Here is a 25,983-nt window from a genome sequence, read left to right on the forward strand (position 1 = left end):
AGCGCAGAGTGCCCGGTTAGCGACGTACGAACTGGACTGAGCCGTAGGAGATAAAGAAAACACGGTGAACCGCAGGGAGCCGATGTTGCCTTATTGTACGAGGTGAAGGAAGTTACGCTAGTCGCTGGGTGCTTGGAGCTAGACATCTGCGCAATTTTTTTACTTTCTTATCTTTTCAAAAAGACGCTCTTTTTACCTACATAAGGAGGCATAACAATGAAGCTTGCACTTTTAATTGGCGTTATCTTAACATTTATGACATCAATGTTCACATCTGGATATGAATCAAAACCAGCCGTACCTAAAAAAGATCAGTAAAAAACCGCCAATATGGCGGTTTTTTTTTGTGAGATCTGGAAATCCTTGTTGACGCAAAGCCTCATAAACGATGATAGCTGCAGTATTGGATAAGTTTAATGAACGAACCTTGTCATTCATATGAATGCGTAGACATCTATCTTCTTTGCCTTCAAGCAATTCATGTGGAATGCCATTCGTTTCTCTTCCAAAAACAAAAAATAAATCATCTTTATCATTGCTGTAATCATAATCTGTGTAATGCTTTGTACCAAAGTTTTCTATATAGTAGTAGGAACCTTTAGGATGCTTTTCATATAGTTCCTCTATGCTAGCATGTTCTTGAACATCCACATCTTTCCAATAGTCCAGCCCCGCTCTTCGTAACATTTTATCCTCTGTACTAAAGCCTAGTGGGTGAATAAGATGCAATGTTGCTCCTGTTGCCAAGCAAGTTCTCGCTATGTTGCCGGTGTTTGCAGGAATCTCTGGCTGAAATAAAACGACATGTATACTCACTGATCTAATCTCCTTGTTCGATAATCAACTGCTCCTCGTATGGGAGTAGCCTATTTATTATAGCATTACTACGAACCAATGCGAAAAAATTTATACTGAATATTGGGCGTCCAGGCTGTGGAATCTTCGTAAGACCAGTACCGGTTGCGACTGTTATCTGTATGTGCGTTAACAAGCGGCATTCCTGCTGCGTCTTTTGTCACCACAATTGTATTATGGTCCCATCTGCCATTCCCCTGAAAATCGTAACAAATGATATCTCCAGGCTCCAATTCTTCTGCAGAGCTAACTTCTTTTCCCTGCAGGCCATCCGTCGATCCACTTAAATACCATCTCATTGAATGAGCCACAGCCCAACTAAAACTCCAGCTATCCTGGTTATACCACCAGCCTCTTTCTCTGACTGGTGCTCCTCGCATGGGAGCTCCACCAGCTAACAGGCACTGTGATATATAATTTGTGCAATCCACATCAAATTTACGAAAGTTGGGATTATAACTATTCCACCAACGCTCAGCGTATTGAACCGCCGCCAGTCGATCATAGGTAAAACGCATTCGTTCTTGGTTTGAAGCACGATTCGCATTCGGAGCAATTGATAAAGGTGACTTTACCTTTGGTATGCTGCCCCTCTTATGCTCTACAATCGAGCCTTTTTCCATTTTAAAGGTATATGGAATTACCTCCTCCTCCAAATATAGCTTATCTTTCTGCTTTGTCAGATAAGAAAAGTGAAGTCTGTACTCATACATTGTTTCGCTATCGTACCGAAACTTTCGGAATAAATGCCCCTTCCCTTCCACCCGCACGATCTTTGCACCTCGTTTTTCACAGCACGCTTTCTTCTTATCCCACCAACTTTCTTCCCCACGTTCTTCCTGTAAAAAATCCAACCAATATGCTTTTAATTTCTCCATAGAAAATCCCCTCCACCATTACTATATGGGGAGGGGACTTGTCAAAAACCACAATAATGAACAATTATGTCTTGGCTTGATACACCTCTTGAAATGCCATGCCTTTTTCCATCTCAACCTGTACTTGTTCATCCTGCTCAGTTTCCATTGCTTCTTTTATTGCCATGTATGCTTCTTCTGTTCCGATTTTACCTAGAGACCATGCAGCCGTTCCTCTGATTACAGGTCTAGGATCAGTGCGCATGACTTTAATGATGTCGTCCACAGCTGTTTTATCCTTGTAATGTCCTAGTGCTATCAATGCGTTACGTTGTATAGGCTTTTTACCACGCCAAGAACCAGAAATATGACCAAAGGTTTCTTTGAATTCTCGATTGGAAATACGCAGCATTGGTTTTAACACTGGTTTTGAAACGCCATGTTCTGGCTCAAATTCAGGATGAATATGAAAGTCTATCTTTTGATTTTTAGGACAGACAACCTGGCAGGTATCACAACCATATACTCGATTACCAATTTTCGTACGGAACTCATCGGGCAGAAAATCCTTTGTTTGGGTTAAAAATGCAATACAACGCTGTGCGTTTAATTGGCCACCCTGTACGATGGCTCCAGTCGGACAAGCATCAATACACTTCGTACACTCCCCACAACTGTCATCAACTGGATCATCGGGTACAAATGGAATATTGGTTATCATTTCACCCAAATAAACATATGAACCAAATTCAGGTGTAATGATTGAAGTGTTTTTTCCACTGAAGCCAATGCCGGCACGTTCTGCTACAGCGCGATCTGAGAGCTCCCCTGTATCAACCATTAACCGGTTAGCCACATCTGGAACCTGTTCTTTAATAAACGCTGCCAGCTTTTCTAAGCGGTCACGCATGACAACATGATAATCCGTTCCCCAAGAAGCTCTGGCAAAAAGGCCACGCCTCTCTTCCTTCGTACTCTTTGGAGCGTCTTTCATACGAGAAGGATATGCAAGTGCTATCGAAATGATTGATTTTGCTTCAGGCAATAATCTTTCAGGTTCAGTTCTTTCCTCAACGGTTCCTTTTTCAAAGCCTGATTGGTAGGACAATTCCTGCTGTCTGCGCAATCTTTCTTTTAATTCTCCAAACACATCGGCAGAGGCAAAGCCAATTTTATCAATCCCTATTTTCTTACTGTAAGCAATAATATCTTTTTTAAGCTGCGCTGTATCCATTGGCTCCGCCTCCTTTCTAATTGTGTTTCACAGCCGCTGTGCGTAATCGGTTGATCACTGCTGCTATTTCGTACTTTCTCGGTCTCGCAATATCCCCTGGATGCTGATTTTTAAATGGACTGAATGCCGCGATCCCTTTTTGATTCAACTGGTCATCAATATATTGCACAACATCCTTCAACGACTTATTGCCCAATACATTTCTTTGGTCAAGATGCAAAATAATATCTGCGATCAGTCTCGTTTGGGATGGATCCACCAACTGTTCCGTGTCAGCAAATTGTATGTCATTATATCCCATCAATATAGTGGAGAGTCCTTTTGCTTGTACCTTGGCACGTTTCCCCTTTTGGGTCTGTAATGATTGAGGCAGGAAATAGCGTTCCGTTACATTGCCAAAGTTCTCCGTAACATCCAAATCTCGCTCAAGCGGCGTATCATTCATTATTTGCTTCGCTTTTTCTGTTACATCTTCAGGCCGGTATGATTCCAGCATAATCACCTTGTCGGCTACTGCAAAGTAATCACCTGATCCACCCATAACCAATATAGTAGATACACCTAGTTGTTCATCCATTTGCTTAATTTTATCAATAAATGGCGTAATAGGTTCTTGATCTTTTTTAACTAACTTTTGCATTCGGTGATCCCGAATCATAAAATTAGTGGCACTCGTATCTTCATCGATTAATAATGTCGTAGCACCAACTTCAAGTGCCTCCATCACGTTTGCAGCTTGAGAGGTACTTCCACTCGCATTTTCTGTGGAAAAGAAAGTTGTTTGCTGTTTATGTGGCAAATTATTAATGAATGGAGAAATATTAACCCCTGTCACTTTCCTGCCATCCTCTGCTCTAATTTTCACCGCATCCGGATCTGTCAGGACGTATTCTCTTCCATCACCCTTTGAATGATAATATACACCACGCTCAATTGCTTGAAGCATTGTGCTCTTACCATGATAGCCACCACCCACAATCAATGTAATGCCTTTTTCTATTGCCATCCCACGAATTGGTTCTTCCCTATGCGGTATAGAAACCTCCACCTCTGATTGTGCGGGGCTTTGAAAAGGAACTGCTTGCTTCATAGGTCGATTGCTAATACCACTCTCTCTTGGCAAAATCGAGCCATTTGCTAGAAAAGCAATCCAGTTATGCTGTCGCATTTGTTCACGAATTGCTTCCTGCTGGTCTGCAAGTTCTATAGCTTCGGTAATCATTTGATCGGGAATAGTAAAAACCGAATTTCGAACAAGCTCAGGAATAGCCTTCGTAAATAACTTTTCTGCCTCTCTCCCATTAATCCTTCTGCCATTTGCAGGAAGTCCGACCGAAAGGCAGATGGTGATTGTATCTGAAGTAAGTTGTACAGCACTTCTCTCCAACACTTCCTGACCAGGTCGGTCAAAGAAAATATTACCGCTTTTCCCTGAGCCTTTAATTGAAATCTCATTCTTACCTACTGCTTTTCCGACACTACGTGCAATTGCATCCTCTGCTGCTATTTTTCTAGGAGCTGTTTGCAGCCATTCTTGATTAATTCCCCGCTTCTGCTTTGGAATCATAATTCGCAGCCGAGAAGGAGATGCAAATGGGTCTCCTTGTACATAGTCAAGAAACAGGTCGAAGTCAGGAAAACTATATTTCCCGTGTAAATCTTTGTATGCTCTATACCCTTTATTATCAATCCGTTTTAATTGTTGAATTAAATCCTTCATATATCAATCCCTCAATTTCTCAATAGTTGCCTTAAGGATACTATGGGGAAACCCCTGATTCAAGTGAGGGGATAAGTTTTAGACAAATGAAAAACGCAACACCCCGTAAGTTAGATTACGAAACACTGCGTTAAGACATATGTATGGAGCGGGTGAAGGGAATCGAACCCTCATCATCAGCTTGGAAGGCTGAGGTTTTACCACTAAACTACACCCGCATGGAATATAAGATTATTAATTTATAATAGTGCACGTTCTATAAGTCAGACTGCCTCTACATCTTCTAGCTTACTCATAGTTGCTTGTGCTTCGAGGCAACTCGTTGGTTACTCGGCGGAAGCTTCGCTCGTCACTAAACTACACCCGCATGGAATATAAGATTGTATAACAACTATTACGTTGTTTTTTTGAATGCATTATTGATTATAGCAAGGCTTTTAAGAGAATGCAAGAGAAAATTTTACTTTTTTCGACAGAATACTAGAAAACCCTTAAAAACAACGCAGTTAAAGGAACTCTTCAGAGCTGTTTCACTGTATTTCTTATGACTAAATTTCCATAATAATTTTTTTGAAATTACAATTTACATCTATTCAGAGAAGTTATAGAATAGGCATAAGATTTAGGGAGGGGAAATCGCATGGCTGTTTATCCAATTATTATGACACAATCAAGCTTCACTCACCGAGATAACTTGAAATATCCTTATGAAGAACGCGGGCTTCAATTTGGCGATGGCATTTATGAAGTGATTCGCATTTATAATGGAGAATACTATTTACTTAAAGAGCATGTGGATCGATTATTTCGTTCGGCAGCTGCGGTGAAAATTAATCTTGCCGTTACAAAAGAAGAAATGACTCAATTACTATTACAACTATTGGAAAGAAATAAGATGAATAAAGACGGCAAAGTTTACTTACAGGTTACACGGGGGTCGGCTCCAAGAGATCATGTCTTTCCTGAGGGAATTCCGGCAAATGTATATGCATATGTGCAGGATCTACCACGCAACACAGAAAAGATGGACGCAGGTGTTGCAACGATTACCCAGCGGGATGTTCGTTGGGAGAACTGCTATATAAAAAGCTTGAACCTCTTACCTAATGTACTTGCAAAACAAGAAGCAAAGGAAAATGGCTGCTATGAAGCAATCCTACATAGGAATGGCTTGGTAACAGAATGTAGCTCTTCCAATGTATACTTAGTAAAAGACGGAAAAATTTACACCCATCCAGCTACAAATAATATTTTGCACGGATGTGTCCGTATGCGTGTTGAAAAGTTTGCTAAAGATTTGGGTATACCATTCATTGAAGAAAGCTTTACTGTGGACGATATCGCGACAGCTGATGAAATACTGTTATCTAGCAGTACATCGGAAGTTATGCCCATTATTTCTGTGGACGATAAGCAAATTGCTGATGGCAAGCCCGGTAAGATAACAAAGCAGCTTCAACAAGCTTACGTTGCAGATGCCAATATAATTGAACCTGACAAAGTAAGTAATTAATCTTAAGAAATCTCAAAATGCCGAGCGTATTTAAACTCTAGCCACCGACAAGGCTTCGAGTAAACGCTCGGCATTTTACTTATAGATTCTAAATTCCAAACTAAAAAACTTGCAGATTGCTCTGGTCTCAACTAACCCTTCACTACTTGTGCGTTACTTAAACCAACCTTTTCTTTTAAACCAAAGAAACATAGTAAACGCAATGACGATCATTAATATAATAGAAAAAAAGTAGCCATACTTCCAAGTTAATTCAGGCATATTTTCAAAATTCATTCCGTATATTCCCGCTATCAATGTTAATGGAGCAAATATGGATGTAATAATCGTCAAGACTTTCATAACATTGTTCGTTTGATGTGAGTTAAGGGAAAGGTAACTATCTCTTATATCAGCAGTTACTTCCCGATTAGACATGACCATTTCCGCTAATTTCAAAAGATGATCATAGATATCAGAAAAGTATTCCCTCCTATTTTTAATTTCAACTAAATGATGGGAATTTAACATCCTGTATAACAAATCGCGCATCGGATTAACAGAATGCCTTAAATTCAATAACATGTTTCGTATATCAAATAATTCACTCATTAAATCATTCATTGATCTATCTTGTGTATTATTTTCGATTAAATCCAATTCATCTTCCAGTTTATAAATGAGTGGAAAGTAGTTGTCTACAATTTTGTCTAATATTTGATAAAACACATAGAAAGTGTCCCACATATCCGTATTCCTACCAGCGTGAAGCTTCTCCCAAACATGGGTAATCTCTTTAGCCTCCGTACGATGAAACGTTACGATAAAATTCTCGTTCACAAAAAAGTTTAACTCATCCCTCATAATTTCTCTTTCTTGTTCTCGTACAGAATGGGCAACATAAAATGTATGATCTTCATAGTAATCCAGTTTTGGTCTTTGGAGTTTTTGAATACAATCTTCAATCGCTAAAGGGTGAAACTCAAATGTATTGGATAGATGGTTTATCTCTTCATCTGTCGGTTTGTCAAAATCTACCCAGAACCATTTATATTTATTTTGTGTTATATCTTGTATAGCTATATCTTTTTCGATTGTATTTTCATCTGTTATGCCGACACACCGAATCAACTTAATTCCTCCTTTTGGGAGTGAGTCTATTCACTATCTACTATTAGTTTATTGTACTTTGCGCCCTATCCTGGATTAATAGAATTGGAAATTCGTCGTCCTCAGTAGCACTCCAAAGAACAGACTCAATATGGACCTTATCATCTATCTGTGACAAATCTACTAATAGTTGCTCCGCTACTTTAAACATATTTTCCGTTCGCTCATCATCCATATAAGGATTACCATTTTCAAAAACCTCTTCTATCTCTTCCCCAAATTGTTCAGTATTAGGCATGATACGAACAATATACTCCGTTCTTCCTGTTTCTTCATTTTCCCAGGTATCTAAGCTATAGTGGGTATTTTCAATGGCATAATGCTCATTTAAGTACATATTAATCCTGTTAATAGCAAAATAGTAAGCAATTTCTTCATGTTCTACACTTCTTTCTAGTAAAATTATTGCTATCAATTATAACAAAAGATAGTAGAGTGAAGTGGAAATGACCGTCTTACTCTTTCACTATCAAGTCTTCTCCAACCTTTCTACAAAGTGATGAATAATTCTTGCCGTTAAGCCCCAAATAACTTTATCCCCAAAGACATAGAAGTGTTCTGCAAATTTACTTGTTCCCCATTCATAGTCTTTTCCACCAGGGATGAGCTCAAAAGGAAATGACTCCTCTGGCTCCATTGCAACATTCACATAATGAATTTGTGGCGGGTTATCCAGAAAAAATTGCAATGGCACGCTAAATACTTCATCCACTTCGCTGGGGTTAGGTATCACATCTGAAGTACTATCTATTATTCCTGTGTATGGATAGACAATCATTCCAAAGGATGAAACAAGGTAATCTAATGGAAGAACATGAGAAACCCGTTCCTTTTCTATCCCTAATTCTTCTTCGGTTTCTCTAAGAGCTGCATTTTGGGCACTTGTATCGCTAGGGTCTATTTTACCGCCAGGAAAGCAGATTTCTCCAGGTTGCCTTCTTAAGCTAGCTGCCCGTACTTCAAATAAAAGGTGAATCCCATCTTCTTTTTCCATCAATGGAAGAAGGATGGCATATTTATAGAGGTCTTCTGCTCCGAGGATTCCAGCGGTATGGTGTGTGAGTTTGTGGAGAATCTCTTCTTTCTTCATCAAAACTCCTCCTTCCTTTTTAAATTATCCTTTACTATAACACGAGATCGAATGAATAATCCTAAACCCTGTATTGTGAAATAAAAGGAATGTATTTTTAGAAAATTATGTTATAATAATTCTTCTTGCTTGTCCATATATTTAGGAAGGGAGTAATGTTATGAGGAAAGTTGCAATCATTGGAAGTGGGGGTGCTGGCAAATCTACATTAGCGAAAAAGCTTGGCGAAATACTAGATATTCCTGTTTACCATCTAGACGCAATTTTTTGGAAACCTAATTGGGAGCCGATCGGACGAGATAAACTAATTGAAAAAACGATGGAGATACAAGAGACTGATGATTGGATTATAGATGGAAACTACAATGCGACAATGGAATTCCGCTTACAACAAGCAGACACGGTTATCTTTTTGCATTACAGTACACTTCGTTGCCTTTATGGAATCGTCAAGAGGCGCTTACAATATCATAATAAAACTCGTCCTGATATGGGGAAAGACTGTAAAGAAAGACTTGATTGGGAGTTTTTCAACTGGGTACGTACGTATAATAAAAAGAAAGCCCCACTTGTCTATGAGCGTCTTTCAAAATTAGAAGACACAGCAATACATGTCTTTACTTCACCTAGTCAACTAGAGGCCTATTTAAGGGAATTGCAGAAAACATCCTAACATAAACATTTGATTCGGTACTCGAAATAGTTTAAAATATAAAAATACAGAAATTTCGATATATATAGGGAGGATATTTTATGACAAGCACAAAACGTGCATTAAAAACAGAAGATTTAACTAGATTAGAAGTTTATAGTGACCCTCAGATTTCACCTGACGGAAACTTTTATAGCTATGTTTCCACAACAGCAAATGATAATGATGATTACAACTCTCATTTGTTTGTACAATCCATTCAGGGAGAGTCCCCTGTACAATGGACCTTTGGAGATGTCAAAAATAGCAACCTTCGTTATTCACCTGATGGAAAGAGAGCCGTCTTTCAATCTACTAGAAGTGGATTATCTCAGTTATGGATGTTGCCAACAGAAGGCGGGGAAGCAAGACAGCTAACTACGTTTAAAAATGGTGCCTCAAGCCCAACATGGTCTAAAGATGGCAAGTATATTTTTTTCCATGCCTCACTCGATAAGGATGACGATCTACATAACCAAAAAGAACAATCTAAGGAAGAACGACAAAAGGAACAAGAAGCAAAGAAAAAGCAGCCACTTATCGTGAATAGTCTGAAATATAAGTCAGATTCCAGTGGGTTTCATGATAACAAACGAGTTCAGCTTATCGTATTAGATGTGGAAAACAACACATTTACTCAACTAACACGTGATAATGCTGATCATAGTTTCCAGGATATTTCACCAGATGGTAAACAGCTTTTATTTGCAGCTAATCTAAATGCTGATGCAGATTATGAGTTATCAAATGACTTATTTTTACTTGACCTACAATCAAAAGAACATAAAAAGCTAACGGATGGAAAAGGTGGATACCATAGCGCCTCTTTCTCACCAAGTGGTGATAAAATCGTTAGCTTTGGCCATGGGTTTGAATATGCTGGGGCAACGCTAACGGAGATCTACGTATTTGATCTTGAGACAGGTGAGCGTACATGCCTTAGTCAAACTTGGGACATACAGCTTGGTGATCTGATGATCGGTGATACACGCCTAGGGCAATCAGAAGCAGGCCCTGTCTGGGCAAAAGATGAGAAAAGCTTGTTCTTCATCGCAACAGATCAAGGTTCTACTGGACTTTACGAAGTTTCCTTGGATAAAGAACTGACCACCCTCTATGAAAAGGATAACCATGTATTTGGTTTCTCCTATGATCAGAATAAGGAAGCCTTTGTTTTAGGTATTAGCTCTGCTACAAATCCATGTGATTTTTATTACTTGGAAAAAGACGGTACACTTACCCAGTTAACAAAAAGCAATCGGGCTTTTCTTGAGGAAGTAGCCATTGCAGAGCCCGAAACGATTTCTGTTAAAGCAGATGATGGGAAGGAAATACAAGGATGGCTACTAAAACCTTATGGCTTTACAGAAGGTAAAAAATATCCTTTTGTGTTGGAAATCCATGGTGGTCCACATGCGATGTATGGACAAACCTTCTTCTTTGAAATGCAGCTCTTAGCAGCAAGAGGATATGTCGTGCTTTACACAAACCCAAGAGGAAGCCACGGATATGGTCAGGAATTTGTGGATGCTTGTCGCTCAGACTATGGTGGTGGAGATTATACAGATCTTATGACAGCTGTAGACTATGTATTAGACAATTATACCTATATTGACGAGGATCGACTTGGTGTAACTGGTGGAAGTTATGGTGGTTTCATGACGAACTGGATTGTTGGTCATACAAATCGCTTTAAAGCAGCTGTTACGCAACGTTCCATCTCCAACTGGCTAAGCTTTTACGGTGTAAGTGATATTGGCTTCTTCTTTACAAAGTGGGAACATGGTCTTAACCTATTGGATGACCCAGAGAAGCTTTGGGAGATTTCTCCTTTAAAATATGCCGAAAACGTAGAAACTCCTCTATTGATTCTGCATGGAGAATTAGATTTCCGTTGTCCTGTTGAACAAGGCGAACAACTTTTCATTGCCTTGAAACATTTGCGTAAAGAGGTGGAATTCGTTCGTTTCCCTGGTGCTAACCATGAGCTTAGCAGAAGTGGAAAACCAGCAATGCGTCAAGAAAGACTAAATCATATCTGTCGCTGGTTTGAGCAGTATTTATAAGAATGAACTGAAACATAGAACAGGCATGCGAGCTAACGTATGCCTGTTTTGTTGTATATACTTTCCAAAAAATGAATACTTATTACTGTCTAACAAATTTCTGAAAAGGTAGTGTCTTCCATATTCCATAACCTAGCAAAGCACCTAGCATATTGAGGATGAAATCATCAATATCAAAACTGCCCGTTCGTGTTAGTAGTTGTAAGGTTTCTATTATGAACAAAAGTGCAATCATAAAAGTAGTAAATATGCTTACACGCGTTAGTTTTGTGATGAAAAATGGCATATAAATGCCCATTGGCAAAAACATGAATATATTGCCACCAAGATTTTTTATCGGTATATCCAAATTCATGCTACCATCAAATATTGCTTGGAAATATGTGTTAATCGTCTTAAAAGGGACGACATTTGAAGAGCTCTTTATGTATTCTAGTAACGAAAGGTCTGCCCACATATAGCCTCTATTTCCAAGGAACAGCAACATTATCAATGCTAATAAATAAAAAACGAAGCTGACATTAAAAAACAATTTAACTGTTTTCATTTCTTCCTCCATCCTTAAGTACCACCATGCTTTTCATACATAATCTTAACCGTTTAGCAATTTTTTACCTTAACAACTCTAGGATCCTGCTCTCAATAAAGTCTCTAATTCTTAAAAGTTCCTTTTTCTCAAAATCATACTTAATCGTAGTAGATTCGTAACACATCAACACTTTTTGAATGGTATACCGTACATCCAAAGGTAGTGCTGCTATCCCCCAGTTACCAGCTTCCTGTTTTGATGAGATGACGTCATCGTTAATATACCAAAGCACTCTAAGAAGGTTTAAGGTACAATAGATAGGGTCCTCTTCAATTCCTTCTAAACAATCTTGAAAATCTCCCATTATGGATGATAGATAATCAAACCGAGGAACAGAGGGAAAGACTTCCATTATAGGGTTCCCTTCTATGCAGATTCCTCTGTGGTTCAATATCGTTATATGTGCAGCTAAATCGGGATCTGTCTTAATCTCGTCGTTTAAATAATGGGAGGTGCCTTTTGCTAAGTCCTTTTCATAACAAGCTCTCCACCACTCACTATAATGAAAATCAAATGGGCAGGGATGCTTCCAATCTCTTAATTGTTTTATAGTTAAAACACTTAATTCTAACGGAAAAGGGTTATTTGAACTTGCAAGTAACAGCTTTGCTAAGTCCCTTTTTGTCTTTACAGTTAGAGATTTATTAGATACAACCAGAATATCAATATCGCTACTTTTTGGATTAAATCCCCCCATTGCTAAGGAACCATGTAGATAAAAACCGATAAAGTCTTCCTTTATAATCTCTTTTATTCCACCTAGAAGATTAAAAACGAAACCTCTCACCTCTGGTGGTGAACAGGTTACCCAGTTATAAGGCATATTATAGACCCCCCGTCCTGTTAACCATTCTTTTAGTTTAATTGCCTAATATTTTTCTGGTAATAACTCCATTACATTACACTTCACTAACGTATCATTATACGAGATGATGACGTCAGTATTACTCCCATAATCACTAATTAACTCGCGACACATCCCACAAGGGGCCACTACCCAGCATTTTTCTATATCTTCGTGTGGATGAGGATGGGCTACCGCTACTATTGTGTTAAATTCATGGTCCCCTTCTGATATGGACTTCCCCATAGCCATCGCTTCCCCACATACAGCTATTCTTCCCACATTTGCTTCTAAATGTACTGCAGCGTACACCTTTCCTGACTTAGCTCGCACTGCCGAACCAATGTGATGGCGTCCATATATATAATTCTTTTCAATGACTTTCTCCGCTTCTTTGATCAATTCATAGTCTTCCTCTTCTAATGCTTTTACGTTTAACATGCTTCCCCTTCCCCCTCTACTACTTCTTTCCTCTAAAACTTCCTAAATACTAATCATACACTGGCATTAGCGGACTGTAACAAATGCTTCTCCAAAATAATTTTATGTAATCCTTTTTCATCCGTACAAATAGCTACTACATCAAATCCACTTTTAATATTAAGAACTAACATTCCGCGCCACTTATTCATGGTCTTTGTTTGAACTACTTTATATCCTGTTTCTCTTAAATAGTGGTGCTGCTTTTTCATTAAAGTAGAGGCTATACCATGGTTTCGGTATCGCGGATACACTCCTCCTAACCAACTATAAAATGTATTATTATCTAACGCATATCCAATTTTATACCCAATAATCCTTTCGGCATCCATCGCTGTTACGACTACTAACGGTGGCTTACCTGTCATTTTGCTACTAAGATCTTCTACCTCACCAAAAATGGTTTTATGTAATGCTTGCAGTCCATCTAAAATATTGACGTCTAAAGTTGAATTGTAAATATGGTATGTCAGTGTCACTTTGTTCCCCCTTTTTCATAGCTGGCTTTTATACAATTATATTAACATTATATATCATTTGTTTTGAATATTCTTTCATATATATGATTTTCCACTTTGCAAATTCGTTTACTTTCCATAGAACTCGGGAATCTTCCATTATAAAAAAGACAAGCTTTTAACAAGATACTAAATAGAGGAGGAGAGGAGGATTTTTGTGATTACCTTTTTGCCAAGTAAAAGCACCTCAAGTATTGCAGTAGAATTTACTGGAAGGGCAACGAAGGAAGATGCGGCATTACTAGATGAAAGAGTTGCCCAAAGTTTTAACGGGGATAAATTTAATGTGCTAGCTTTTGTGCACGATATCGATGGAACGACATGGAAAGGTATAATAGACGGGGTGCAATTCGACGCGAAACATTGGAGCCAATTTCAAAAATTCGCTATTGTTAGTGATGAAAAGCAGATTAGTACTGCTGCTAATCTCGGTCATTACCTTCCAGGCATACAAGCAAAGCAATTTAAATCTAATGAAGTGGATGAAGCGTGGGAGTGGCTCGGCTAGTTAGAACAAGCGAACAATTAACATATAAAGTGAAACTTCAATCAGTGGGGGGTTTCTTTCTTGCCCCACTGATTGTTAGTTGAACGAATCGGGGTGTTAGCGTCCGTTTACTCCTACTAAAAACTAACTGTTTCACTTCATGTTTTGAAGCGGGAGTATTACGGACGTTTGCGCCGGGATAAGAAAATGTCAGTTTGTACAAAATATAGCGGCTGGGAGATTTGTTTAAAACCCCTAGCCGCTATATTTTATCCTCTCATTCTATTTTTCCATTTTCTTTAAGGATTTCACCGCAGGCCCTTCTATTACAGAGCCTGTATGTGAAAAGCGTGAGCCATGACATGGACAATCCCATGAGCGTTCTGCGTCATTCCACTCTACATCACAGCCCATATGAGTACACGTTGGTTTGATTACATGAATATTCCCAGCTTTATCGCGATAAGCGCCTGCCTTTTTACCATTATGAACCACTATAGAGCCTTCATCACGCTCCAGTTCCTCGACCGTTTTATCCTCCCGATGTGCTTTTCCTTTAACTAATTCTTTTGCTACATCTGTATTCTCTTTTATAAAAGAGCTAGCTCCTTTTTTAACTCAGTTCTGGTTGGATCGAACAAAGCAGCATAGCGGTTTTCTTTTTCAAGAATAAGGTCTTTCAATAATAAAGCCGCCACTACACCGTTACTCATGCCCCATTTAGCAAAGCCTGTTGCTACCCACACATGCTTTTTGCCAGTTACCATTTGCCCGATGTATGGAACATTATCGAGTGATACTAAATCTTGGGCAGACCAGCGATATGGAATGGATGCGATCCCAAATTCTTCTCCATAATTCTTTAACGCTTCATAATTAGCAAATGTAGAATCATCATTTTTCCCAGCAGTGTGCCCCTGTCCACCAATTAACAGCAATGGTTCTCCATTAGGATCAGTAGCTTGTCTTAATGACCTTGAAGGTGAATCGACAGTAAGGTACATTCCCTTTGGAGGGGTTTTGACTGGTTTCACAGCAATAGAATAGGACCGCTGTGCATGCAAACGCGAAAAATAGGCACCTTGCTCATCATTGAAAGGAAAATGGGAACTTACTAGCACATCCTTGCACTTTATTTTATGACCTTTTTCAGTCTTTACTGTTGGTTCATAACTTCCTTTTACACTTACAGCTCTTGTATGTTCGAAAATCCAACCACCATTATTTTTAATGGAGGGGAGCAATCCTTGAAGAAATTTCACAGGGTCAAATTGTGCTTGGTTTCGCAGCACGAGAGCCTTCTTTACCGTATAAGGAAGGTCCACCTCCGCTGTTGCCTCACCCCCATTTATCCCCAAGGCGTTGTATGCTTGTTCTTCTTTTTCTAATATCTCTAGGTTCTTATCATTTGTCGTATAAAGGTAGGCGTCTTCTGTAGTTAAATCACAGGCAATATTCTCCTCTTCCTGGAGTTTGCGAATATATTTTAACGCCTCCTCATTTGCCTCATAGTACAGTTTGGCTTTTTCTTTGCCATGTATTTTCATTATCTCCTTGTAAATGGGCCCATGTTGCGAGGAAATTTTCGCGGTTGTATAACCAGTAGTACCTTCTAGCAGGCTGCCAGCTTCTAGTAATGCAATCTTTTTACCTTCCTTTGCCAAGAGATATGCAGAAACAAGACCAGTAATCCCGCCACCGACTATTACTACGTCTACTATTAAATCTTTATCTAAAGGTGGATAGGTAGCAATCCGTCTATCCTCTTGCCATAATGAACGTGCTTCGCTTGGAATTTGATTAATATCTCTCAAATGATAAGCCTCCTAAAGTGGTTTTACTGAGTTATTTACCTTAAACACAGCAAGCGAAACACGGAATGAACTAAACTTCTGAACTGCGTTTTAAATAAAGCAAGTAAACGCAGAAATTCAGGTATAAAAAGAGCTGTCTCAGCATTTGAGACAGCTCCAAAACTTCGCTTCTTAATAGATAAATAATCTAGAGACTAAACCATTTGCTTCTCCATATACTCATTTAATGAACAAACCTCAATCTGACTAAGTTTTCCCGCCAGAAGAATTGCCTGAGCAGTACCAAGGCTCGTAAAACAGGTAACCCCATATCGAGTTGCTAGCTCTCTTAAATAAAATCCTGTCCTGCCTCGTTCTCTTCCTTTTGTTGGTATGTTGAGTAATACATCTGGTTGTTGCTTTTTCCAGTTTGCTTCTATAGCGCTTTGATCATTCGATACCTCCACTACATTAAAGCCAGCAGCTGCAAGGTATTTTGCGGTGCCTGCTGTGGCCGACAAACTTACATCCTTACCCGCAAGCTGCTCAATAAGCGAAACGGCGTCTTTTTTATACCTATCTGTAATAGAAACAAAGATTTTTAAGTGCTCACTAGATAGATCAGGACAGACCTTATTTATAGCTGTTTCTAGACTTTCTCCCATTCCAATAATTTCGCCCGTGGATTTCATTTCTGGTCCTAGCACATGGTCCACACCTTTTAGTTTCCCTGCTGAAAAGATAGGTGCTTTTACCGTATAATGAGCCGGCTCTTTCATGACATTTAATTCACTAGATAACGTAGCCAAAGGCCTGCCCATTTGCACCTGCACTCCCCATTCCATAATTGGCATATCTGTTACTTTACTAATGATTGGAATGGTTCTAGAGGACCTTGGGTTGACCTCGATGACAAATACTTCATCCTGGAAAACAATAAATTGAATATTCATTACGCCTACTATCGGTACCTTTCTGCAAATACCTTGGATTATTTTTGTCATTTTTTCTTTAATGCTTGGCGATAAGCTTACAGAAGGAAAGATCATCATGCTGTCCCCAGAATGGACGCCTGCCTTTTCCACATGCTCGTAAATACCTGGAATGATAACATCCTGCCCGTCACTGACCACATCCGCTTCACACTCTACTCCAGCTAAATACGAATCAAGCAATAATGGCCAGCATTGTCCGTTCGTATCTGCTTCGATGCGCTCTACATAGTGAAGAAGATCGGATTCATTATAGCTTATAAACATCGATTGGCCGCCAATTACATAGGATGGACGAATCAAAATAGGGAAGCCAATTTTTTTAGCACTTTGCTTTAATGCTTCATAATGAGAAACGACCTCCCCTACGATATGAGGAATCTCTAACTCATCCAACACATGATAAAACGCCTCTCTATCCTCCATCTTATCAATTGCTTCCGCAGTTGTACCTAGTATCGGCACACCTTCCTCCACTAAATCATGTACTAGATTAATTGCTGTTTGACCACCAAATTGTACAAGCACACCATCAATGTTCTCTTTTTGAATAACGGCCAGCACATCTTCTATAGCCAGTGGCTCAAAATAGAGACGATCTGCAAGGGAATAGTCTGTGCTTACGGTTTCAGGGTTATTATTCATGACAATTGCGTCGTAGCCCATTTTCTTCAAAGCAATAGTTGCTTGAACAGCACAGTAATCAAATTCAACGCCTTGCCCAATACGGATGGGACCAGAGCCTAATACAAGGATCTTTTTCTTCGAATCTAGTGATTTCACTTCATCGTAACCATGCCATGTAGAGTAATAATATGGTGTAACGGCATCAAATTCCCCTGCGCATGTGTCAACCAGCTTGTACGCTGGCTGGAGTGAAATTTCCTTATATCTTTTTCTAAGTTTCTTAGGGGATGCACCTGTCAGTTCAGCAATACGTTCATCGCTACAATTGAAGCGTTTAGCCTGTTTTAACACTTCAGGGGGGATGTCAGGCCATTGGTAGGAAGCCATTGTCTCCTCCATGTCAATGATGCTTTGTAGTTTTCGAATAAACCAGTAGTCCATTTCCGTCAGTCGCATGATTTCAGCTATGTCGATCTTACGATGAAGTGCTTCCCCAATGGCGAAAAGCCGGAGGTCATTCGGTACGTGAAGTAGATTAGCTAGTTCTGCTTTCGCTTTCTTCTCCATCCCTGGCCAATGGAGGCTGTATACTCCCAGCTCTAGCGAACGGATTGCTTTATTCAATGCACCTTCAAATGTCCGATCAATTGCCATTACTTCCCCAGTTGCCTTCATTTGGGTACCTAAGGTTCGATCTGCTTCGGTAAATTTATCAAACGGAAAGCGTGGTAGTTTTACTACAATATAATCCAAAGCCGGCTCAAATGAAGCATATGTATTTCCGGTGATTGGGTTCAAAATTTCATCGAGATAAAAACCAACCGCACATTTGGCTGCGATCCGCGCAATTGGATACCCTGTTGCCTTTGAGGCTAAGGCAGAAGAACGGCTAACCCGTGGGTTCACTTCGATGATCCGATATTCATTGGATTCTGGATGGAGGGCAAACTGAATATTGCACCCTCCTATAACGCCGAGCTCACGGATTACTTTTAAAGAAACTGTTCGTAATAGTTGGTATTGCACATCTGTTAAAGTTTGGGAGGGAGCGACAACAATAGAGTCACCAGTATGAACCCCAACTGGGTCCATATTCTCCATGTTACACACAATAATGCACGTATCATTTGCATCACGCATTACCTCATATTCAACCTCTTTCCAGCCCTTGATGCTTTTCTCAACCAGTACCTGGTTAATCGGGCTAAGCGATAGTGCCTTTACAAGTAACTCAGCAAATTCAGCTTCGTTATGTGCAAATCCCCCTCCTTCCCCACCAAGCGTATAGGCTGGACGGAGAATAACAGGAAAACCGATTGTTCGGATGAAAGAAAGCCCTTGTTCAAGATTTTCAATAATCTTTGACTCAGGGATTGGCTCCTTTATATCTAACATAAGATTTCGAAATAATTGACGATCCTCACCATTTTGTATGGCTGTGACTGGCGTACCAAGGACCTCTACGCCATACTGTTCAAGAATCCCTTTTTCATATAATTGTACTGTTAAATTTAAACCTGTTTGCCCTCCTAATGTTCCAATTATCCCATCAGGTCTTTCCTTAGCAATGATTTTCTCAAGTATCTCTATAGTTAAGGGTTCCATATACACCTGATCCGCAATGGATTTATCCGTCATAATTGTTGCTGGATTGTTGTTAACGAGTATGACTTCTATTCCTTCTTCTTTTAAAGCAAGGCAGGCCTGTGTTCCTGCATAATCAAATTCAGCTGCCTGCCCAATCACAATCGGGCCAGAACCGATAACGAGAACTTTTTTTAGCTGTGTACGCTTTGGCATGCCTGTTCCCTCCTTGTTTTAACCTGTTGTAAAAAATCCCGAAAAATATATGCCGCATCACTTGGCCCTGGATGGGCTTCTGGATGAAACTGAACAGACTGAATAGGAAGACTGCGATGTTTAATTCCTTCCACCGAATTGTCGTTGACATTACGGAAAGTAAGTTCAAAGGCCTCCCTATCAATCGATTCTTCAACGACTTCGTAGCCATGATTTTGGGAAGTAATGGTTACTTTTCCTGTTGTCAGCTCTTTGACAGGATGGTTGCCCCCCCTATGTCCATAAGGCATTTTTTTCGTATTACCACCATAAGCCAGTGCAAGTAGTTGGTGGCCTAAACAAATACCTAGGGTTGGGTACCTTTCCGATAGTTGTTTAACTGGCGAAAAATAAGCCGCCAATTCTATGGGATCCCCAGGGCCATTGCTAATTAATATTCCATCAGGAGTCAGAAGGGCGATCTCTTCAACTGATGTAGTAAAAGGGACAATTGTGACCTTGCATTGGGCTGCGAGCAATTCATCTACAATTGATTTTTTATAGCCGAAATCTAGAAGCACAATGTGAATGTCCCCCATTCCGACAACTTCATATTCTGGGACTGTCACTGTTCTTACAAGTTCAATTGTACTTTCCTGCTTCCAGGAAGACATCGAGGTAGTGGAGGATTGTTGCGACACAATTCTTGCGCGAACCGTTTGATGTTTACGGATAATCGCCACTAAAGCTCGCGTATCAATATTCGTCAATCCAGACACCCCAGCCTGTGCCAGTTTTTCCGACATGGTGGCGACAGATTGGTAATGACTCGGCTCTTCACAGACATCACTCATAATCACAGCAGACACCGCAATGTCACTACTTTCCAGATCATGCAGATTAATACCGTAATTACCGATCATCGGATAGCAAAAGGTTAATATTTGGCCGGTATAGGATGGGTCTGTCATCATCTCCTGATATCCAGTCATACTGGTGTTAAAAACAAGTTCTCCAGTGGTATCTTGCTTGGCACCAATCCAGTCACCAGAGAATATTTCCCCTGTCTGAAGCATAAGATAGCCTTTTGTCATTTTGTGTTATTCTCTCCCTCTACGAAAATTCTGTTAAAGGTATGGATGAATTCTTCAAGTTCTTCCCATGAGACTGTTAGTGGTGGAAGGATTCGTAATACATGCTGGCCAGCTGTCAAAACAAGGATCCCTTTTCCCCTGAAGTTAGAAACCAAATCTCCTGCATTGCCGTCTACTTCTACACCGATTAAAAAGCCTCGTCCTCGAACATCTATTATATTGTCGAAGCTTTCTTTTAAATTAAGTAACGCCTTTAATAACCAGCTACTTTTCTCTAACACATCTTCGCGAAATCCTTCCTCAAGCATAACGTCTAAAGTCGCTGTCCCTGCAGTCATTGCTAGCGGATTTCCACCAAACGTACTGCCATGAGTGCCTGGTTGAAAAGAATCGGCAACCTGCTGTCGTGCCAGCATGGCACCAACCGGGAAACCGGAACCAAGTCCTTTTGCAAGTGTAATTACATCTGGCGTTATACCAACTTGTTCATAGGCAAATAGTGTTCCTGTTCTTCCTATCCCTGTTTGGATTTCATCGACCATCAGTAGAATATCGGATTGACGGCACCGTTCCTGAAGCTCTGTAATCCATTTCTGTTCAACAGGGCGGACGCCACCTTCCCCCTGAATAAGTTCAACTAAAACGGCTGTGGTTTTCCCGTTATCAATTTGTGATAATGCGTCTTGAGAATTTAGTGGCAAATAGCGAAATCCAGTAGCAATTGGTTCAAATCCCTGATGAATCTTTTCCTGTGCAGTAGCAGCCAACGTGGTGCCAGTCCGACCGTGAAAGGATTGATGGAACGTGACTATTTCCGTTCTTTCCGGATTCCCTTGATCCTTTGCGTATTTCTTCGCTAGTTTAATTGCTGCTTCATTTGCCTCAGCACCACTGTTACAAAAAAACACCTGATCACAAGAAGAGTTGTTGGTTAATCGCTTTGCTAGCTCCTCCTGCTGAGGTATGGTAAATAAATTAGAACAATGCCATAACGAGGAGAGCTGCTCAGAAAGTTTCTTATGAACAAAATCAGGCACATGTCCGAGATTGCACGTCGCAATCCCAGAAGTAAAATCAAGGTATCTTTTCCCTTCGGTATCCCAGACATAGCTTCCTTTTCCCTTTGCAAGCCTGATTGGAAAGCGGTTATAGACACTCATTACAGCAGGCAGCTCATTTACTGGTGTGGACTGGCTCATCGTATTTCTCCTTTCTTAATAGAATGCTAGTTCCTCGTGGTTCTCCATGAATAAATGCTTCTAAGTCTTCTGGTTTCAACCCATTAACAATTGCTGTTCTTTTTACACCATTTGCTAATCCTTTTAAAGCGGCCTTCACTTTCGGAATCATCCCACCATAAATATTGCCACACGCTATTTTGTCGTAAATTTCTTGTTCATCCAGTGTCGAAAGTAATGTTTTTTGTCCATTGATCTCTTCCATGACCCCATCGATGTCACTAACAAAAATGAGGTCCGCCCCAAGTGCCTGAGCGATTGCTGTGGCGGCAGTATCTCCGTTAATGTTGTAATGTTGGCCATAACTATCTGTGCCTATTGGAGAAATGATAGGCAGGATACCTGCTTCGAGAAAAGTAGATAGAAACGTTTTATTAACTTTTTCAACCTCTCCTACATAGCCTAATTTACCTGTTCTATCAGCAGGTACAGTCTGCAATAAATTGCCATCCACACCACATAAACCACACGCGTTAACTCCTGCTAGCTGAAATTCTGATACAATTTGTTTGTTAATCTGGCCACACATTACCATTTCGGCTATTTCCAAAACACTTTGCGAAGTAACCCGTAATCCATCAACTTTTTCATTTGGTATTTGCAAGCTCTCTAACATTTGATTAATGGCTGGCCCTCCTCCATGTACAATAATAGGAAGGCACTGTTTTTTATGAAGAAGATCACCAACTGTTCGATAAAATTGAGTTGGCAGTTTTTCCAATATGCTACCACCAAGTTTAAGAACAAGTAATTGCATCTCGACACCTCACGTTCGATAGGAAGCATTAATTTTGACGTAATCGTACGTTAAGTCACAGCCCCATGCGGTCGCTTTATATGGACCATCCTGCAAATTCACATGTAATGTTATATTGTCTTGTTGTAGGTATTGCTTTCCGTCCAGTTCATCAAACGCTACTGGTATGCCTTCTTTCACTACAGGTATTTCTCCAATCTCAATACAGACCTTATCTGGATTCACTGGCTGCTCACTATAGCCAACTGCACAAATAATCCTTCCCCAATTTGGGTCTGCGCCATAAACAGCAGTCTTAACGAGGTTAGAAGAAATCACAGCTTTTGCAACGTGAGATGCAGCATCCTGCGTCGGAGCACCCGTTACCTTCACCTCAATTAATTTACTAGCACCTTCCCCATCCCGAGCAATCATTTTGGCGAGCTCTTCACTCACCATTTTTAGAGCATCGACGAATAAAGACCATTGTGGATGTGATTGGTTAAGCGGATGATTTTCCTGTTGTCCATTTGCCATGACCAGAACCATGTCATTCGTACTGCAATCACCATCGACCGTGATCATATTAAATGTCGTATCCGTTGTTTGTTTTAGTGCCAGCTGGAGACTTTCGGCTTCTATCGCTGCATCGGTTGTAATAAAACCAAGCATGGTAGCCATATTCGGGTGAATCATTCCAGATCCTTTTGCAGCCCCACCAATGGTAATTGTTTTCCCATCAACCTCAAGCTGTACTGCAACATGCTTTGTTACTGTATCCGTGGTTAAAATGGCATCTTCAAAATGCTGTGGATTTGCTTCTTTATCAATAGTTATTCCGTGGATCGCTTTGTTTATTTTTTCCATTGGGAGTGGGCTGCCAATAAGTCCAGTCGATGCAATTGCCACATGGTTTGCTGGAATGTTTAGCTTTGCTGCAGCGTTTTTTTGCATCTCCTCTGCATCCAAGTCACCTTGTTTACCTGTACAAGCATTCGCAATACCAGAATTCACAATAATAGCTTGTAAGTGACTCGTTTCATTAATTGCTCGCCTCGTTACCTTTAATGGTGCTGCCTGGAATACATTCATTGTATATACACCTGCTGCCACAGCAGGTGTAACAGAGTGAATCCAACCAAAGTCACGTCTTTTTTTGCGAATACCACAATGTAGCCCACCTGCCGTAAAGCCTTTCGGAGTTGTTACATGTCCCTCTTTCAACACTTTAATTGCCTCACTCTGTATCGTTACCATGCTTTCACCCTTTCTATGGATACATGGGGATGTGATTTAAACCTTTACGCTCATCCCATCCATTCATGATATTTACATTTTGAATCGCCTGCCCTGCTGCTCCCTTCATTAAATTATCAATAGCTGAAATGATAATTAGCTGATTCGTTCTAGTGTCTACATGTAATCCAATATCACAAAAATTGCTTCCATATACGCCTTTTGTGCTTGGAAATTCCCTTTCATTGAGCACCCTGACGAACCGGTCTTTCTCATAAAAATGTTGATATTCTTCTATTAATCTTTCAGTGGATTGCTGATCGGTAAGTCTGCCGTACATCGTACAAACAATACCTCTCGTCATAGGAACCAAATGTGTAGTCAGGGTAGCATGTACAGACTCCTTGGAGTATTCACTAAGATATTGGTCAATCTCGGGAATATGCTGATGCTCGCCAATCTTATATGGTGTAAGATTGTCATTGGTCTCTGGAAAATGTGTCCGCATAGAAGGTGTCTTTCCCGCTCCAGACACGCCTGTTTTTCCATCAATAATAATTCCTTCTGTATGTATGTGTTCATGCTGTAAGGCAGGAATTAATCCAAGTAATGCTGCTGTTGGAAAACAACCCGGATTAGATAGGATCGTCGCCTCTTTTATCTGACTTCGATTAATCTCCGAAAGTCCGTAAATAGCAGTATCCAATAAATCTTCATTTGCTGCTTCTGCTTTGTACCATGCTTTGTATTGGTCCTGTGAAGAGAGTCGCAAATCTCCAGACAAATCGATACATTGCATCCCGCTATCTGCTAATTCAGGTATAATATTTTTTGCAATGCCCGCAGGAGTAGCAAAAAATATAATGTCTATACCTTGGAGAAGCGCAGGAATTTCTAATATTTCCAGGGCAATATCCTCCATGTTTTTCAAATGTGGGTAAACAGAAGAAATTGCCATGCCATCCTGTGAATGGGAAATAACTTTCACTAGTTTTATTTCTGTGTGCGTATGTAGTAGCCTGATGAGTTCCAAAGCTCCATAACCGGTTCCGCCAACAATTGCCGCATTTTTCAAACCATCACCCTTTCACGCGTAGCAGAATTTTTTAATTATTCATTAGTATAAATATCTTCTAACAATATTTCAAGTATATTTATTAATTATTTCTTATATTTATGCAAATTTATGCAAAATAATTGTATTTAGTTGTATATTTAATGAATAAAAAAGCCCTCACTTGAAGTGAAGGCTTCCTTTTATTTAATCCTTAATATGCTTTTCCAAAAACTCATTGAGCTTCGATACATACCGATCTTCTTGTATGACAAATGCCTCTCCATGTCCTGCCCCGTCAAAGGTGATCATCTCTGCCTCACTCTTTGTATTTTCCAATAGCTCTTCCGTCATTTTGGTTGGTACAAAGGTGTCGGCATTGCCATGAATATAAAGAATAGGTACCTCAGCCTTTTTCACTTGATCGAGGGCAGATGCTTCTGATAAAGAATATCCAGCCTTCATTTTCGTCACTATACTAGTACTAGGTAACACAGGGAAAGCAGGTAGATGAAACATTCGTTCCAACTGATAGTCAAACATATCGTAAACACTTGTATAGGGACTATCTGCTATAACAGCTTTTACATTTGGTTGAAGACCCTTTTCTCCACTTGCCATTAACACCGTAGCAGCGCCCATCGAAACGCCATGCATTACAATTTCTGTATCATCACCTGTTTTTTCTATTATCTTATCCATCCAATCTATATAATCCAACCGATCATGCCAGCCGAATCCAATATAATCTCCACCACTGTTACCATGACCTCTCATATCAGCTGTGAAAATATTATAGCCCAATTCTTCATAATAATATTGGCCGTATAGCCCCATATCTCTCGCGTTCCCTAAGTAACCATGAGCTAATACAACTGTCTTGTTTGTAGGTTCCTTTGCTGGAAGATAGTATCCTTTTAACTCCAAGCCATCGTAGGAAGTCATTTCCCAATGTTCGAAATCTTGGTTATCGACCCATTCACGCCAATCACCCTCTATAAATACATCCATTGCCTCAGCTGAAACTTCAAGGTCTGCATTCCCCTGCAAGAAGTCTTTTACATTTCGCTCAATGGCTAAATTATAAAAATAATAGCTTGCTATAATATCTATTACTAGCAGGATAGAAAGAATTCCAATACCTATACCAATAATACGTTTTTTCTTCACGATGTCTTCCCCTCTCTGCTCTACTACTATTATTCTATTATACTAGAAAATAGCGTAGATTGAACCCTGTCTCAACTGGTACATGTTTACAGAAGAGTTTTCTAATGTACAAGAAAAGAGGGCGGGACAAAATTGCTTTTCTCAAAAGATAAATCCGAATGAATGGTGTTT

General features: G+C 39.9%; 24 protein-coding genes and 1 tRNA gene. 4 read left to right on the forward strand and 21 right to left on the reverse strand.

The genetic code is table 11. The annotated features are described in order from the left end of the window. Positions 1 to 285: 285 nt before the first annotated feature. The 5 genes from trmL to BN988_RS06090 form a co-directional block, all read right to left on the reverse strand. Entirely contained in the window at positions 286 to 816 is a 531-nt protein-coding gene (gene trmL, locus BN988_RS06070; RefSeq protein ID WP_051557698.1) for a tRNA (uridine(34)/cytosine(34)/5-carboxymethylaminomethyluridine(34)-2'-O)-methyltransferase TrmL, read from the reverse strand. 68 nt (positions 817 to 884) lie between these two features. Next, positions 885 to 1,733, reverse strand: a complete 849-nt coding sequence (locus tag BN988_RS06075; RefSeq protein WP_036574178.1) for an amidase domain-containing protein — start codon at positions 1,731 to 1,733, stop codon at positions 885 to 887. A 64-nt stretch (positions 1,734 to 1,797) separates the two neighbouring features. Then, positions 1,798 to 2,946, reverse strand: a complete 1,149-nt coding sequence (queG, locus tag BN988_RS06080; RefSeq protein WP_036574181.1) for a tRNA epoxyqueuosine(34) reductase QueG — start codon at positions 2,944 to 2,946, stop codon at positions 1,798 to 1,800. 16 nt (positions 2,947 to 2,962) lie between these two features. Beyond that, positions 2,963 to 4,666, reverse strand: a complete 1,704-nt coding sequence (locus BN988_RS06085; RefSeq protein WP_036574185.1) for an ABC-ATPase domain-containing protein — start codon at positions 4,664 to 4,666, stop codon at positions 2,963 to 2,965. Between the two features lie 144 nt (positions 4,667 to 4,810). After that, positions 4,811 to 4,884, reverse strand: a tRNA-Gly gene (locus BN988_RS06090). Between the two features lie 422 nt (positions 4,885 to 5,306). Here BN988_RS06090 and dat point away from each other — a divergent pair. Continuing rightward, positions 5,307 to 6,179, forward strand: a complete 873-nt coding sequence (dat, locus tag BN988_RS06095; protein ID WP_036574186.1) for a D-amino-acid transaminase — start codon at positions 5,307 to 5,309, stop codon at positions 6,177 to 6,179. A 153-nt stretch (positions 6,180 to 6,332) separates the two neighbouring features. On the opposite strand, the gene corA is transcribed toward dat, so the two are convergent. The 3 genes from corA to BN988_RS06110 form a co-directional block, all read right to left on the reverse strand. Next, entirely contained in the window at positions 6,333 to 7,289 is a 957-nt protein-coding gene (corA, locus tag BN988_RS06100; RefSeq protein WP_036574188.1) for a magnesium/cobalt transporter CorA, read from the reverse strand. Positions 7,290 to 7,332: 43 nt separating this feature from the next. Beyond that, positions 7,333 to 7,665, reverse strand: coding sequence for a hypothetical protein (locus BN988_RS06105; RefSeq protein WP_036574190.1), 333 nt, complete (start codon positions 7,663 to 7,665; stop codon positions 7,333 to 7,335). A 132-nt stretch (positions 7,666 to 7,797) separates the two neighbouring features. Next, positions 7,798 to 8,418 carry an NUDIX hydrolase gene (locus tag BN988_RS06110; protein ID WP_036574194.1) on the reverse strand — a complete coding sequence of 207 codons (621 nt, stop codon included), beginning with the start codon at positions 8,416 to 8,418 and terminating at the stop codon, positions 7,798 to 7,800. 160 nt (positions 8,419 to 8,578) lie between these two features. On the opposite strand from BN988_RS06110, the gene BN988_RS06115 reads away from it, so the two are divergent. After that, positions 8,579 to 9,091: a DNA topology modulation protein gene (locus BN988_RS06115; RefSeq protein ID WP_036574196.1), complete on the forward strand. Its 513-nt coding sequence runs from the start codon at positions 8,579 to 8,581 to the stop codon at positions 9,089 to 9,091. An 80-nt stretch (positions 9,092 to 9,171) separates the two neighbouring features. Beyond that, positions 9,172 to 11,175, forward strand: coding sequence for a S9 family peptidase (locus tag BN988_RS06120; RefSeq protein ID WP_036574198.1), 2,004 nt, complete (start codon positions 9,172 to 9,174; stop codon positions 11,173 to 11,175). An 82-nt stretch (positions 11,176 to 11,257) separates the two neighbouring features. Here the strand turns inward: BN988_RS06120 and BN988_RS06125 are convergent, their stop codons facing one another. The 4 genes from BN988_RS06125 to BN988_RS06140 form a co-directional block, all read right to left on the reverse strand. Continuing rightward, the gene (locus BN988_RS06125; protein ID WP_036576417.1) at positions 11,258 to 11,722 is read right to left on the reverse strand and encodes a VanZ family protein; all 465 of its coding nucleotides are present in this window, start codon (positions 11,720 to 11,722) and stop codon (positions 11,258 to 11,260) included. A gap of 64 nt (positions 11,723 to 11,786) precedes the next feature. Then, complete coding sequence (locus BN988_RS06130) at positions 11,787 to 12,587, reverse strand: aminoglycoside adenylyltransferase domain-containing protein (protein ID WP_051557702.1); 801 nt, start codon at positions 12,585 to 12,587, stop codon at positions 11,787 to 11,789. A 45-nt stretch (positions 12,588 to 12,632) separates the two neighbouring features. Next, positions 12,633 to 13,049 (reverse strand): cytidine deaminase, encoded by a 417-nt coding sequence (locus tag BN988_RS06135; protein ID WP_036574200.1) that lies wholly within the window; start codon positions 13,047 to 13,049, stop codon positions 12,633 to 12,635. Between the two features lie 53 nt (positions 13,050 to 13,102). Then, positions 13,103 to 13,567, reverse strand: coding sequence for a GNAT family N-acetyltransferase (locus BN988_RS06140; protein ID WP_051557704.1), 465 nt, complete (start codon positions 13,565 to 13,567; stop codon positions 13,103 to 13,105). Between the two features lie 196 nt (positions 13,568 to 13,763). On the opposite strand from BN988_RS06140, the gene BN988_RS06145 reads away from it, so the two are divergent. Continuing rightward, positions 13,764 to 14,114 (forward strand): SpoIIAA family protein, encoded by a 351-nt coding sequence (locus BN988_RS06145; RefSeq protein ID WP_036574202.1) that lies wholly within the window; start codon positions 13,764 to 13,766, stop codon positions 14,112 to 14,114. A 261-nt stretch (positions 14,115 to 14,375) separates the two neighbouring features. Here BN988_RS06145 and BN988_RS19360 read toward each other — a convergent pair whose 3' ends face one another. From BN988_RS19360 to BN988_RS06185, 9 genes are all read right to left on the reverse strand, one after another. Beyond that, a complete protein-coding gene (locus BN988_RS19360; RefSeq protein WP_315970404.1) occupies positions 14,376 to 14,588 on the reverse strand; it encodes a Rieske 2Fe-2S domain-containing protein in 213 nt (70 codons plus the stop codon). Positions 14,589 to 14,683: 95 nt separating this feature from the next. After that, the gene (locus BN988_RS06150; RefSeq protein ID WP_315970405.1) at positions 14,684 to 15,907 is read right to left on the reverse strand and encodes an NAD(P)/FAD-dependent oxidoreductase; all 1,224 of its coding nucleotides are present in this window, start codon (positions 15,905 to 15,907) and stop codon (positions 14,684 to 14,686) included. Positions 15,908 to 16,101: 194 nt separating this feature from the next. Continuing rightward, positions 16,102 to 19,305: a carbamoyl-phosphate synthase (glutamine-hydrolyzing) large subunit gene (gene carB / locus BN988_RS06155; RefSeq protein ID WP_036574205.1), complete on the reverse strand. Its 3,204-nt coding sequence runs from the start codon at positions 19,303 to 19,305 to the stop codon at positions 16,102 to 16,104. Further along, positions 19,284 to 20,378: a carbamoyl phosphate synthase small subunit gene (locus BN988_RS06160; protein WP_036574206.1), complete on the reverse strand. Its 1,095-nt coding sequence runs from the start codon at positions 20,376 to 20,378 to the stop codon at positions 19,284 to 19,286. Before BN988_RS06160 ends, carB begins: the two co-directional genes overlap by 22 nt. Further along, the gene (locus tag BN988_RS06165; protein WP_036574208.1) at positions 20,375 to 21,577 is read right to left on the reverse strand and encodes an acetylornithine transaminase; all 1,203 of its coding nucleotides are present in this window, start codon (positions 21,575 to 21,577) and stop codon (positions 20,375 to 20,377) included. Before BN988_RS06165 ends, BN988_RS06160 begins: the two co-directional genes overlap by 4 nt. Further along, positions 21,552 to 22,373 (reverse strand): acetylglutamate kinase, encoded by an 822-nt coding sequence (gene argB, locus BN988_RS06170; RefSeq protein WP_036574210.1) that lies wholly within the window; start codon positions 22,371 to 22,373, stop codon positions 21,552 to 21,554. Before argB ends, BN988_RS06165 begins: the two co-directional genes overlap by 26 nt. 9 nt (positions 22,374 to 22,382) lie before the next feature. Beyond that, entirely contained in the window at positions 22,383 to 23,609 is a 1,227-nt protein-coding gene (gene argJ, locus BN988_RS06175; protein WP_036574212.1) for a bifunctional glutamate N-acetyltransferase/amino-acid acetyltransferase ArgJ, read from the reverse strand. A 13-nt stretch (positions 23,610 to 23,622) separates the two neighbouring features. Continuing rightward, complete coding sequence (argC, locus tag BN988_RS06180; protein WP_036574214.1) at positions 23,623 to 24,663, reverse strand: N-acetyl-gamma-glutamyl-phosphate reductase; 1,041 nt, start codon at positions 24,661 to 24,663, stop codon at positions 23,623 to 23,625. A 186-nt stretch (positions 24,664 to 24,849) separates the two neighbouring features. Then, the gene (locus tag BN988_RS06185) at positions 24,850 to 25,815 is read right to left on the reverse strand and encodes an alpha/beta hydrolase (RefSeq protein WP_036574216.1); all 966 of its coding nucleotides are present in this window, start codon (positions 25,813 to 25,815) and stop codon (positions 24,850 to 24,852) included. Positions 25,816 to 25,983: the final 168 nt, after the last annotated feature.

It is taken from the genome of Oceanobacillus picturae, assembly GCF_000612865.1.
Lineage (GTDB): Bacteria > Bacillota > Bacilli > Bacillales > Amphibacillaceae > Oceanobacillus_B > Oceanobacillus_B jordanicus.